At 38.7% G+C, this 13,863-nt stretch carries 8 protein-coding genes; 3 read left to right on the forward strand and 5 right to left on the reverse strand.

Translation table 11 applies throughout. From position 1 onward, the window contains the following. Positions 1-4: 4 nt before the first annotated feature. The 5 genes from I3217_RS10595 to I3217_RS10615 form a co-directional block, all read right to left on the reverse strand. Entirely contained in the window at positions 5-2,119 is a 2,115-nt protein-coding gene (locus I3217_RS10595; protein WP_435049732.1) for a glycoside hydrolase family 97 protein, read from the reverse strand. 42 nt (positions 2,120-2,161) lie between these two features. Beyond that, complete coding sequence (locus I3217_RS10600; protein WP_435049733.1) at positions 2,162-4,468, reverse strand: glycoside hydrolase family 65 protein; 2,307 nt, start codon at positions 4,466-4,468, stop codon at positions 2,162-2,164. Between the two features lie 76 nt (positions 4,469-4,544). Next, on the reverse strand, positions 4,545-5,201 hold the full coding sequence (pgmB, locus tag I3217_RS10605) for a beta-phosphoglucomutase (protein WP_435049734.1): 657 nt from the start codon (positions 5,199-5,201) through the stop codon (positions 4,545-4,547). Further along, positions 5,194-6,543: an MFS transporter gene (locus I3217_RS10610; protein ID WP_435049735.1), complete on the reverse strand. Its 1,350-nt coding sequence runs from the start codon at positions 6,541-6,543 to the stop codon at positions 5,194-5,196. Before I3217_RS10610 ends, pgmB begins: the two co-directional genes overlap by 8 nt. Before the next feature lie 131 nt (positions 6,544-6,674). After that, positions 6,675-7,715, reverse strand: a complete 1,041-nt coding sequence (locus I3217_RS10615) for a LacI family DNA-binding transcriptional regulator (protein ID WP_435049736.1) — start codon at positions 7,713-7,715, stop codon at positions 6,675-6,677. A gap of 238 nt (positions 7,716-7,953) precedes the next feature. On the opposite strand from I3217_RS10615, the gene I3217_RS10620 reads away from it, so the two are divergent. From I3217_RS10620 to I3217_RS10630, 3 genes are read left to right on the forward strand one after another with little or no spacing between them, the layout of a single operon-like run. Beyond that, complete coding sequence (locus I3217_RS10620) at positions 7,954-10,878, forward strand: SusC/RagA family TonB-linked outer membrane protein (RefSeq protein ID WP_435049737.1); 2,925 nt, start codon at positions 7,954-7,956, stop codon at positions 10,876-10,878. Positions 10,879-10,889: 11 nt separating this feature from the next. After that, entirely contained in the window at positions 10,890-12,467 is a 1,578-nt protein-coding gene (locus tag I3217_RS10625; RefSeq protein ID WP_435049738.1) for a RagB/SusD family nutrient uptake outer membrane protein, read from the forward strand. 16 nt (positions 12,468-12,483) lie between these two features. Next, complete coding sequence (locus I3217_RS10630) at positions 12,484-13,797, forward strand: SusE domain-containing protein (protein WP_435049739.1); 1,314 nt, start codon at positions 12,484-12,486, stop codon at positions 13,795-13,797. Positions 13,798-13,863: the final 66 nt, after the last annotated feature.

Here is a 13,863-nt window from a genome sequence, read left to right on the forward strand (position 1 = left end):
AAATTTACTTCACTTCCATTATACTTATAGCATATCCTCCTCCTGGCGCAGACAGTTGTGAGATTTTGGTTTTATTTGTCACCTTCTTTTTAGTAATAGTATAGGCCTGCGGATTCGTTTTATAATGAGCATTTTTAGCATCGGCATAAATTATTGCTTCGTATGTTTTTCCTTTATCCAGAAAGTCTAAAGTTATTTTAGAAGTCCTTGGATCAACACCATTAACATTACCAACAAACCAGTTATCACTACCCTTTTCCTTACGAGCCACAGTAATATAGCGTCCCGGTTCAGCTTCAAGATAAACACTTTCATCCCAGTCCATTGCAACATCTTTTATAAACTGAAAAGCATCCATAAACTGATTGTAATGTTCCGGCAAATCGGCAGCCATTTGTAAGGGGCTGTACATGGTAACATATAAAGCCAGCTGATTGGCAATGGTGCTATTTACATGCGAATTATTATTTGGGTTTAACTTAGCAATATCCATCTCAAAAATACCCGGCGTATAATCCATTGGACCTCCAATTAATCGCGTAAACGGTAACAAGGTAACATGGTTAGGTTTAGATCCACCAAAGGCCTGAAACTCTGTTCCCCTTGCCGATTCATTTCCTATTAAATTAGGCCAGGTTCTGCAAATTCCAGTTGGACGAACAGCCTCGTGTGCATTAACCATAATTTTATAATCAGCCGCCTTCTCTATGGCATATTGAAAATGATTAATGGTCCATTGCCCGTAGTGATGCTCTCCTCGTGGTAAAATATCGCCAACATAGCCACTTTTTACTGCCGGATAATCGTATTTATTCATAAACTGATAAGCAGTATCCAAATGACGCTCATAGTTTCTAACTGAACTTGAGGTTTCGTGATGCATTACCATCTTCACACCTTTAGCTTTAGCATAATCGTGAATAGCTTCGACATCAAAATCGGGATAAGGTGTCACAAAATCGAACACATAATCTTTAGACTGCCCGAACCAGTCTTCCCAGCCTTCATTCCAGCCTTCTACAAGCACACCATCAAAACCATGTTTCGCTGCAAAATCTATATACGATTTTACATGAGGTGTATTGGCAGCATGTGTGCCATTAGGCGTAGCCTTGTCATAATCGGTTTCTCCTAATTTTACCGAAGGAAAATCGTTAGTGTAAGACCAGGAACTTTTTCCGGTAATCATTTCCCACCAGACACCAATATATTTCATTGGTTTTATCCAGGACGTATCTTCTATAGCGCATGGTTCATTTAAGTTTAAAGTCATTTTAGAGGCCAGAATGTCGCGGGCATCGTCGCTAACCATAACCGTACGCCAAGGACTTGTACATGGCGCCTGCAGATACCCTTTATCACCCTGTGCATCTGGCGTTAACCAGGATTCGAAAGTTAAAGTACTTTCGTTTAGGTTAAGATTCATTAAAGCATAATCGATTAAGGCTGCTTCATGAATATTAATATATAATCCGTCATCAGATTTCATCATTAATGCCGTTTGGACACCTGTTTTAGAAAACTGTTCCTGAGACGCATTATCGGTTAAAGCAGCATCAAACTTACTGCCTATTTCAGAAAGTTTAGATTCGGTATAATCGTATTCCTGAGAATCGTAATCTCCCGGAATCCAGAATGCCGTATGATTGCCAGCCATAGCAAATTGCGTATGCTCTTCTTTAATGGTGAAGTACACTAAGTTGTTTTGCATGGGAAATTCGTAGCGAAACCCTAAGCCTTCGTCAAACATACGAAATCGTATGACCATCACCCTTTCGGTTTCCTTTTGCGTAAGCGTTACTGCCAGCTCGTTATAATGGTTACGAATGGATTTTTCCTCGCCCCAAACCGGTGTCCAGCTTTCATCGAAGACTCCATTTTCTGTTTTTGAAACTGTAAAATCATCCATCAACGATTTGTCATCATTCTTCAGCTCCAGCCCTAAAGTACTGGTCTTTATTACCTGCTTATTCTTATACGTTAACTGATATGTTGGTGTACCGTTTGCATTTAATTCGAAATGCATATTTAAATCTCCATCCGGTGATTTCAGGTCCTGTGCATGAACCAGAATAATAGCTGAAAGAAAACATGTTAAGGTTAATATTACAGATCTCATAATGTATATATTTATACGTTTTACAGTAAATTTTTAATTGTTTTAAACCACCGCCGGTTTTCCTGTTTCCAGAGTTACTTTAGTGCCATTACAAACAATTTCCAGAGCGTCTCCGCTTTCTAAAGAAAAGGTCGTACCGGTTTGAGCAACGTTTATTTTTAGAATGTGATTTCTGAAATTCACTTTAAACGAGTACCCTTCCCACTGTTGTGGTATTTTAGGCTCAAAAGACAAGGTGTTTTCTATAACACGCATACCACCAAACCCTTCAACAATACTCATCCAGGTTCCTGCCATAGATGTAATATGAAGTCCCTCTTCAACTTCCTTATTATAATCGTCCAGATCTAATCTTGAAGTTCTTAAATAGAAGGTATAAGCCTGATCCATTCGATTTAATTTCGCTGCCTGAATACTGTGTACACAGGGCGATAACGAACTTTCATGAACCGTAAACGGCTCGTAAAAATCGAAATGACGTTCTAATTCCTCTGTAGTAAAATGATCTTCGAAAAAATAAAACCCTTGAAGTGTATCGGCTTGTTTTATATATGGTGAACGCAAAATGCGATCCCAAGACCATTTTTGATTGATAGGACGCTGCGATTTATCAAGATCGGCAACAGTAATTAATTCTTTATCCAGGAAGCCATCCTGCTGTAAGTATACATTGTGCGCTTCCGAAAATGGCAAATACATGTTTTCAGCAACGGCTTTCCATTGTCTTAATTCGTCTTCGCTAAGATTAACTTTATCGTGTATTCTGTCGAAATCTTCCGGATGATCTTTAGCGACTATTTTTATATTTTCTATAGCATAATCAATACACCATTTTGCAATATAGTTGGTATAGAAATTATTGTTAACATTATTTTCGTATTCATTTGGACCTGTTACCCCAAGAATAACATATTTATTTTTATCGGTAGAAAATGTAGCGCGTTGCTGCCAGAAGCGGGCAATACCAATTAACACTTCCAAGCCCTTTTCCGGAATATAACTATAATCGTTGGTGTAACGATAATAATTAAATATTGCAAAGGCAATTGCCCCGTTTCTATGAATTTCTTCGAAAGTAATTTCCCATTCGTTATGGCATTCTTCCCCGTTCATAGTTACCATAGGGTACAAGGCAGCACCGTTTTTAAACCCTAATTTTTCGGCATTTTCTATGGCGCGATCTAAATGATGGTAACGATACTCCAGCAGGTTTCTTGCCACCTTCTGATCTTTCGTTGCCATGTAAAACGGTATACAGTAAGCCTCCGTATCCCAATAGGTACTTCCTCCGTATTTTTCACCCGTAAAGCCTTTAGGTCCTATATTTAATCTGGCATCTTTACCTAAATAGGTGTGATTTAACTGCATGATATTAAAGCGAATCCCTTGCTGAGCTTTTACATCGCCGGCAATGGTAATATCGGCCATATCCCAGATTTTAGCCCAGGCTTCTTTTTGCTGATTTAATAATGCAGTATACCCGGCGGTTAAAGCTTTAGACAACACACTTTTTGCAGAAGCCACCAAATGAGTTTTATCGTGATTTCTATCTACCACATACCCACCGAATTTCTGTATCGAAAATGTTTCGTTCGCCTTTACATTAGCAGTGTACTCGTAAGCTATGCGCACATTAGTATGTGCCACCTTAGGTTCTTGCTCTAACGTCTTTCCTCCTAATAAGCACACCGATTCCATAAAGGTACAGGTGTGAAACTGTGTTTTCATGGTATGCGCTTCTATAAACGCCTGACTGCCATTTTGCGTAATAGCAGTTGTTTCCCAGAATTTATCATCCCAGTTTGTATCTTCATTAGTGATACCCGAATCCAGATACGGTTCAAAGGTAATTTCAGCATCCGTATTTAAAGGTGTAATATTATATTCTATAGCCCCGACTTCATCTAAATCCAGACTTAAAAATCGTTTGGTTTCTACTTTCACCTCTACATCATTAGGCATAGTAGCTGTAAAGGAACGCGACAACCATCCCTCTTTCATGTTTAGCTCTCGCCTGAAATCGGCCACCACTTTACACCTGAATAAATCTAAAGTATTACCATTTACAAAAACATTAATTCCAATCCAACTTGGTGCATTTAGTACTTTTGCAAAATACTCCGGATAACCGTTTTTCCACCAGCCCACACGGGTTTTATCCGGATAATACACCCCCGCGATATAACTTCCCTGAAACGTAGGTCCGGAATAATGCTCTTCAAAATTAGCACGTTGCCCCATAGCCCCGTTACCAATACTAAATAAACTCTCTGACGATTTAACGCGTTCTACATCAAATCCTTCTTCAATAATCGACCAATTGTCTGGTTTAATATAATCTTGATTCATTTTATTTTAGAGATGAAAGAATAAAGTTTTAAATCTGTGAAACCGATACTTGTTACTTTATTCTGGGTTTTAAATTCTACTTGTTAATTAATTCTGTTATAAATGCTTCTGAAATCTCGCTGAAGTCCTTAAAAATATAATCGGCTTCATGTAACACATCTTTACTACCAATACCAATGGAAATCATATTTGCCAGATTCGCGGCCTCTACTCCTGCGACAGAATCCTCGAAAACGATACAATCTTCAGGTTTACAGTTAACCGCTTTGGCGGCGATTAAAAACACTTCGGGATTGGGTTTGGCTTTACTAACATCATTCCCGTCGACAATAGCATCGAACTTCGGTAAAAGCTGTACTTTTTCTAAAATTCGCCTGGCATTCTTACTGGCCGACCCCAACGAAATCCCCTGGTCCTTGGCCTTAAGAAAATCCAGTACCCGAGGCACATCGACTAAAATTTCAGAATCGTCCATCTTATCTATATAACTCAGATACTCTGTATTTTTAAGCGTCATTAATTCCTGAAACTTATCTTCAGAAACCGAAGTATTTCCCCAGGCTAATATCTTTTTTAACGAATCTACACGACTTACTCCTTTAAGTTGTTCGTTTTGTTCTTCGGTAAAATCGAAACCTAAACTTTTTGCAAGATTTTTCCATGCCAAAAAGTGATACTTAGCAGTATCTACAATAACACCGTCTAAATCAAAAATAAATCCTTTTTTATGCATTTTTTGTTTCTATTATTTCATCTACATCTTTTACTCGTCTTACCAAGAGGGCAGCTATTAAAAAGCTAACACCACTGGTTACCAATGCCAACATGGCATTTTCATTGTAAAAATACTTTACTATAGGTCCGCCAATAAAGGCATTAATAATTTGAGGTATTACTATAAAGAAATTAAAAATCCCCATGTACACGCCCATTTTTCTGGCAGGAATGGAACCCGCTAAAATTGCGTATGGCATAGCAAGAATACTAGCCCAGGCAACTCCAATGGCTACCATTGAAAGAATTAACCAATACTGGTCTGGCGAAAAATACATAGAAATTAAACCTATACCACCTATTACCAAAGCAATGGTATGCGTTAATTTTCTACCGATTTTAGCCGCAATTACAGGCAAAAAGAATGCAAATATTGCAGACACCAGATTATACACTCCAAATAACACACCTACCCAGTCGCCTGCATTCTGATACGTTTCGCTATGGGTATCGTTTACAGGCAATCCGTAAATATGATGAGCTATGGCAGGTGTAGAAAACACCCACATTCCAAAAAGTCCAAACCAGGAAAAAAACTGTACCCAGGCCAATTGGCGCATGGTTATGGGCATTTTGGCAAAATCTGTAAAAATATCTAACAGGCTGGATTTTTCATCATCCGGAATATCGTCCGGATCTGCCATTTGAGCCAGTTCTTCGGGTGAATATTCAGTAGTTCTAAACACCGTAATTAAAACACTTACAACCAGAATTACAGCTCCGATAATAAACGACAACAATAAATTTGAAGGCACTCCGCCTGAGGCTCCGGAATTAGACACTCCGAAAAAATTAGTAAGCATATAAGGCAGCCAGGACCCCACTACAGCTCCAACACCAATTAATACCGTTTGTATACTAAAACCTAACGTACGCTGGTCTGTTCTTAAATTATCGGCAACCAATGCTCTGAAAGGTTCCATCGCCACATTAAAAGAGGCATCCATAATCATTAACATTCCAGCTCCAACCCAGATGGCTGGCATAAAGGCTGTAAACATATCGGCATTAGGCATTAAAACCAGACCTAGTGCAGATAGCAAGGCCCCAACCAGGAAATAAGGTCGGCGTCTTCCTAATTTAGTCCAGGTTTTATCACTGTAATGACCAATTATGGGTTGAACAATTAGCCCGGTTACCGGAGCAACAATCCAAAACCATGACAAATGATGAACATCTGCTCCAAAAATCTGTAAAATTCTACTGGCATTGGCATTTTGAAGGGCGAAACCCATTTGAATTCCGAGAAAACCAAAACTCATGTTCCAGATTTCCCAAAAGCCTAAAACTCGCTTTTTCATCTATAGTATTATTTAATTGATACTATTGATAAGCGGAAAATACTTATCAAAACTTATTGGTGAGAAGTAAAAATATAAGTCTTGATTATGGCCCAAATATACAAAAAGTTTTTATTGAGCGCTATATTTTTTTATTTAGTTGATTCCCTTTCAACCAATTCTGTCTCTATAACTACCGTCCGTACAGGATCTTGAACCGATTCACTTTCTATTTTTTCGATGAGTAAATCGGCTGCGACTTCCCCTATTTTCATACCGTGCTGCGACACTGTCGTCAAACTTGGAGAAGCGTGTTTAGATAAAACACCGTCTGTAAACCCTACGACCTGAAGATCTTCAGGGATGCTTTTTCCCAATTTTTTTGCCACCTTCATTACCGTTACGGCATACAACTCATTTACTGCAAAAACGCCATCTATATCAGGATTCATTAACAGCAGTGTTTTAACCTCTTCTTCCAGCACCTCAATATAATCCTCGGAAGCCAGCTTATCGTCTACCTTTAAAATAAGATTCGTTTCGGTTATAATTTCATGACTATTTAAAGCCTCGATATAGCCTTGAGTTCGCAATCTACCTACACTTACATAATCTTTCGTTGTAATTATCGCAATGTGTTTACAGCCGGTTTCTATAAGTTTATTAACCGCTTTTTTAGCCCCTTCCAGATCATCTACAATAACTTTATCGCAGCGAATATCACTAACCACACGATCAAACATCACGATAGGCATTCCCTGGTTAATGGTTTCATTAAAATGATGATAATCCTGTTGCAGCATGGTTTCCTTGGAAATTGAAAGTATAAAACCATCTATACTCCCACTGGCAAGCATCTCCATATTAATCACCTCCTTATCAAAAGACTCATTAGACACTCCTATAATTACATTATAACCTTTTCTGTTTGCTACATTTTCGATGCCCTGTATCACCTTTGCGAAGAAATGATGCACCACTTCCGGAATCAGCACTCCTATGGTTTTTGTTTTACGATTTTTTAAACTCAGCGCTATGTTATTAGGCTTGTAGTTATAGAATTTAGCAAAGGCCTGTATTTTCTCTTTGGTTTCCTCTCCAATTTCTTTACTATTCCTTAAAGCTTTAGAAACTGTTCCTATAGACACATCCAGTTCTTTGGCGATTTGCTTTAACGTAATTTTTCTTTTCATAGGTAGAATTTTCGTAAGGTAAAGGTATCGTATTATTAAATATTTACCAATTTTAACAAATTCTTATTTTAAACACAAAATATCCCGAAATCACACTAAAGTTACTAACACGCAAACGTTATCGTTAAGAATTTCGTAAATTGAAAACCAATTTTAACATAGTTTTTACATAATTTTAACCTCGAGAAGTAAAAATATATTCAAACAAACTAATACCTATTTAACTTAATTACATTGTATGAAAACAATATTACATAGTATATTACTAACACTGTTTTTTGCTCCGGCATTAGTGCTGGCACAGACTACAGTTACTGGAACAGTTTCTGAAGACGGCACCAGTTTACCCATACCCGGTGTAAATATTATTGTTAAAGGAACAACAACAGGAACAGCTACAGATTTCGATGGAAACTACAGCCTCTCGGTAAATAACGGTGATGTTTTAGTATTTTCTTTTGTAGGTTATACTACTCAGGAAATTACTTATACCGGACAATCGACGTTAAACGTTATGCTGGCTGAAGACACGGCACTCTTAGACGAAGTGGTTGTAATTGGTTATGGTGCGGTTAAAAAAGAAGATTTAACCGGAGCCGCCGATTTAGTAACCGACAAAGACTTTAACCAGGGACCTTTGGTAAACGCACCTCAGTTAATTTCGGGTAAAGTTGCCGGTGTATCGGTTACCTCATCTTCCGGAGCTCCGGGTGACGGGCAGGAAATAAGAATTAGAGGTAACAGTTCCCTTTCGTTAAACAACAACCCTTTAATTGTATTGGACGGTATTCCGTTAGATCAGGGCGGCGTTGGCGGATCTCGTAACCCGTTAAACATGGTTAACCCTAACGATATTGAGAGTATGACCGTATTAAAAGATGCATCTGCAACTTCTATTTACGGATCTCGTGCGGCAAACGGAGTAATTCTTGTTACCACAAAAAAAGGTAAAGACCGTGATTTTAAATTCAACTTTAACACGTTAACTTCTGTAGGAACACCTATTTCTAAAGTAGATGTATTAAATGCCGACGAATTCAGACAAATTGTAACGACACATCCACAGGCAAACGAAACCACTTTAGGACTTTTACAGGATTACGACACCGACTGGCAAGACGAAATTTACGGAAATGCCTACGGACAAGACCACTCCTTTAGTGCTTTAGGTGCCGCTTTTGGCGTACCAATGCGTGCTTCTGTGTCGTATACCGATTACGGCGGAATTTTAAAACGCGATAATTACAAAAGAACTACTGCTGCGTTAAGTTTAACACCTAAGTTATTCGACGATCATTTAAAAGTGGAATTAAACGCCAGAGGGAATTACACCGAAAACTTCTTCGCTAACCGCGATGCTATTGGATCGGCTAATACCTATGCCCCAACACAACCGGTTTACGATAGTAGTTTACCTTACGGAGGCTACTCCTCATGGATAGATCCTGCTACAGGTTTAGAACCTAGTTTAGCAAACACCAACCCAGTTGCTTTACTTAATTTAAGAGATGACGAATCGGAAGTAAGACGCTTTATAGGAAACGTAAAATTTGATTATCAGTTACATTTTTTTGAAGATCTTGTTGCCACAGTTAATGTTGGTATAGACAAATCTAACAGTCATGGCCGTACAATCACGTCCGATTTAATGCCTAGCACAGACCCAACATGGAATGGATCGCGATACACTTACAGAAATGAATCAACTAACAAGTTATTCGATGCGTATTTAACATATAACAAGTCGGTAAACGACCTTCACAACATCACTGCTGTAGCAGGTTACTCATACCAGTCGTTTGAATACGATAACTACAACTACGATAGCGAATTAGAAGAACAGGACAACGTTTACGAATTTATAGACAAATCCAAGAATGTTTTACTATCCTATTTCGGACGTTTTAATTACGATTACGACAGCCGTTATTTGGTAACTGCAACTTTAAGAGCCGATGCCTCTTCAAAATTGAATCCGGATAACCGTTGGGGAATCTTCCCATCGGTGGCCTTAGCATGGAACATTCATAACGAAACGTTCTTAAAAGATTCTGGTTTAAACGAATTAAAATTAAGAGTAGGTTATGGTGAAGTTGGTAACGTAAACGGATTGGGTGATTACTTATTCCTAACACGATACACCGGTAGTCAATCCGATGCCAATTATCAGTTTGGAAACAGCTTCTACCAGACGTACAGACCAGATCCTGTTAACCCGGATTTACGCTGGGAAATCGGGAACACCTTTAACGTAGGTATCGATTACAGCATTTTGGACAGACGTGTTTCCGGATCTCTTAACGGATATATAAAACAAACTAAAGATCTTATTGCTTTCGCTTCAATAGACCCATTCACAAACTTCGGTAGTAGAATAGACAAAAACATTGGAGACATGGAAAACAAGGGTATTGAATTTGCCTTAAATATAATTCCGGTAAGAACAGAAGATTTCGAATGGTCTATTAGTTACAACGTTGCTGTAAACGATAATAAAATCACTCACTTACCTTTTGACCAGGTAACTGGTGGTATTAGCGGTGGTGTTGGTAACAACATCCAATTACACACCGAAGGTGAAGCACCTTACAGTTTCTTTGTATTCGAACAGGTATACGACACCAATGGCAAACCTATTGAAGGTGCTTTTGTAGACCAGAACGGAGACAATGTTATTAACGACGACGATAAGATTTTACATCACAATCCTTACGCCGATGTTTTAATGGGACTAAATACCAACTTAAATTATAAGAAATGGGATTTAGCGGTAATTTCAAGAGCAAGTATTGGAAACTACGCCTATAACAACGTAGCCTCTGGAAACTCGTATTTAAACGGAGTCATTCCAACCACCAACAATTTCCTTTGGAACATTCACTCTGACTACTTGGATACAGGTTTTCAATACCAGACAGACAATAACTTTTTAAGTAGCCACTTCATAGAAGATGCTTCATTCTTTAAGATTGATAACATTACTTTAGGTTACACTTTAGATAATGCCATAAAAGACACCACCTTCAGAATTTACGGTTCGGTACAAAACGTACTAACCATTACTGACTACAATGGTTTAGACCCGGAAATAAACGGTGGTATAGATAACAGTTTTTATCCTAGACCAACTACTTACGTATTAGGACTTAATGTTAGCTTTTAAATAATTGACACATGAAAAATATAATAAATAAAATATTTCCTATAGTAGCGATCTCCTTAACTCTGGTGGCTTGTCACAGCGATTTGGACCAGTACCCTATAGATCCGGATAGTTTTACAGAACAAGACGTTTTTGCTAATGTAGACGAAGCTAAAGGTGCCTTAGCAAAATTATATGCCAGTTTAGCTTTAACCGGACAAGAAGGTGGAGACAGCGGCTCTGCAGATATCTCAGACATCAATCAGGGATTTTCGCAATTTACGCGTATGCTATTTAACCTTAACGAATTAACAACAGACCACGCCGTTGTAGGCTGGGGAGACTCTGGTTTACCAGACTTGCACGGCATGTACTGGGGATCAAGTAATGCATTCTCCGGAGCCATGTACTTACGTTTAGCTCAACAGGTATCGTTTTGTAATTCGTTTATCGCTAATGCCGCAAATTTAAATAGCGATGAAGCTAATCAATTTATAGCTGAGGCAAGATTCTTAAGAGCCTTTGCTTATATGAACCTTATCGATTTATTCGAAAATGTACCTTTAGTAACACAAATCACAACCGAATTACCTTCACAGGCACCAAGATCTGAAGTATTCAATTTTATCGAATCGGAACTTTTAGATATTCAGGACGACTTATTAGGTAGCCAGGCTAACGAATACGGACGTGTAGATCGCGTTGCTGCCTGGGCTTTATTATCTAAATTATACTTAAACGCTGAGGTGTGGACAGGAACAGGTCGCTATGCAGATTGTATTAATTTCTCTAACCAGGTAATCAACTCTTCATATGCTTTAAACATGAATGATGCCAATGGTAATGGTACGGCTTACGACGAATTATTCCTTGCCGATAACGACACTAACGGTGCTCAGAATGAATTTATTTTCCCGATTCTTTTCGACGGTAGACAATCTACTACTTACGGAGGATCAACCTTCCTTATTCACGCTGCTGTTGGGGGCACTATGGATCCGACCGACTTTGGTGTAAACGGTGGCTGGGGTGGTAACCGCACGACTAAAAGTCTAGTTGAAAAATTTGCAACTAACGACCGTCGCGGTATGTTCTACACAGACGGCCAGTCTTTGGAAATAACAGAAATCCCTCAATTCAGCAATGGTTATGCCATTACTAAATTTAAAAACGTTGACTCTAACGGCGAAATTGGAAACGATACGAGAGGTGAATTTACCGATACTGATTTAGCGATAATTCGTCTTCCTGAAATTTACTTAAACTATGCAGAAGCAACCTTGAGAGGTGGCGGCGGAGATTTAGGGACAGCTGTTACGTTAATTAATCGTTTAAGAGAACGCGCCTATGGAAATACCTCTGGGAATATTAACACCGGAAATATGACTCTTCAGTTTGTATTAGACGAACGTTCCAGAGAATTATATTGGGAAGGACAAAGACGTACCGACTTAATTCGTTACGATTTATTTACTACAGGAACTTATGTTTGGCCTTTTAAAGCCAACCAACCAGATGGAGCTGCGACAGACAGTTTCAGAAACATCTTCCCTATTCCAAATAATACAGTACTAACTAACCCTAACTTGGTGCAAAACCCAGGATACTAATATTAAAACATATAATATGAAAAATATAGTTTCAAAATTATTAAGTATAATGTTAGTAACACTGGCATTATATAGCTGCAGCTCGGACGATACAGTGCCGGTATTAAACGATACTGCCAGCACTGAACTTACCGCTTCTTCAAGTAATATTGTACTACTTAAAGAAAATGAAGGTACCGACGCTCTAACTTTAACCTGGACAGAACCAGATTACGGTTATAGTGCAACTCCAAGCTACGAAATCCTTTTTGATGTGGCCGGTAATAATTTTCAAAATGCAGTTACTAAAGATGCAGGAGACGAATTCCTTTATTCTGTAACTACTGAAGAATTAAATACTATTTTACAAACTTTAGAAATAGAACCTGAAATAGAAACTGCTATAGAAGTTAAAGTTGAAGCCATAGTAGGCACCTACACAGTAGCAGCCACTTCTAATATTAGCACCATTAACATTACTGGATATCCAAACATTTTAGACCTATCTTCAGACTGGGGTCTTGTTGGTAGCGCAACTACCAATGGATGGGACGGCCCAGATATGCCGTTCTACAAAACAGACGAAAATAATGTTTTTGTAGCTTATGCAACTTTGGCTGATGGAGAAATTAAAATAAGACAAAACAACAGCTGGGATGTAAATTACGGAGACGATGGCGCAGATGGCACTTTAGAAGCTGGCGGAGCCAATATTGCCGTTAGCGCAGGTACTTATAAAGTAACATTCAACGCCGAAGCACTAACCTACTCAATAGAAACGTATACCTGGGGACTTGTTGGAGATGCTACCACAAACGGGTGGGACGGTCCAGACATGCCTCTAACTTACGATCAGTACACAGACCAATGGCGAGCCATAGTGACTTTAAGCAGCGGAAAAATTAAATTCCGATTAAACAATGACTGGGGGCTTAATTATGGAGATACTGGAGTTGACGGCATATTAGATAATGGAGGCGATGATATCGCTGTAGATGCAGGAAATTACCTGGTTACTATGAATCTAAACGACCTTACCTACTCTCTGGAAGCTATAGACAAATTATGGGGTCTTGTGGGAGATGCTACAGCAAACGGTTGGGATGGCCCGGACACGGTAATGAACATCGATTACTCTAAAGAAGATGTATGGTACCTTAACGGCGTAACCTTAACTACAGGAGGATTAAAATTCAGAGCGAATAACGACTGGACGTATAATTACGGAGATACCGGAAACGATGGTATTCTGGACGATGGCGGTGACAACATTGCCATAACTGCAGGAACTTACAACATCGTTCTAGACTTATCCGACCCTTCTAAACCAACGTATTCTATAACAAATTAAATTATGAAAGAAGGGCTGTAATCTAACCATTACAGCCCTTTTTGTATTCATTTCAATCCATAGCAC

Origin of the sequence: Formosa sp. S-31, from assembly GCF_051172795.1 — a bacterium.
Lineage (GTDB): Bacteria > Bacteroidota > Bacteroidia > Flavobacteriales > Flavobacteriaceae > Formosa.

What these genes read in the sequence shown, in the direction of transcription:
- I3217_RS10595 (WP_435049732.1), bottom strand. Translation starts at nt 2,119, where the DNA reads ATGAGATCTGTAATATTAACCTTAACATGTTTTCTTTCAGCTATTATT.
- I3217_RS10600 (WP_435049733.1), bottom strand. Translation starts at nt 4,468, where the DNA reads ATGAATCAAGATTATATTAAACCAGACAATTGGTCGATTATTGAAGAA.
- pgmB (WP_435049734.1), bottom strand. Translation starts at nt 5,201, where the DNA reads ATGCATAAAAAAGGATTTATTTTTGATTTAGACGGTGTTATTGTAGAT.
- I3217_RS10610 (WP_435049735.1), bottom strand. Translation starts at nt 6,543, where the DNA reads ATGAAAAAGCGAGTTTTAGGCTTTTGGGAAATCTGGAACATGAGTTTT.
- I3217_RS10615 (WP_435049736.1), bottom strand. Translation starts at nt 7,715, where the DNA reads ATGAAAAGAAAAATTACGTTAAAGCAAATCGCCAAAGAACTGGATGTG.
- I3217_RS10620 (WP_435049737.1), top strand. Translation starts at nt 7,954, where the DNA reads ATGAAAACAATATTACATAGTATATTACTAACACTGTTTTTTGCTCCG.
- I3217_RS10625 (WP_435049738.1), top strand. Translation starts at nt 10,890, where the DNA reads ATGAAAAATATAATAAATAAAATATTTCCTATAGTAGCGATCTCCTTA.
- I3217_RS10630 (WP_435049739.1), top strand. Translation starts at nt 12,484, where the DNA reads ATGAAAAATATAGTTTCAAAATTATTAAGTATAATGTTAGTAACACTG.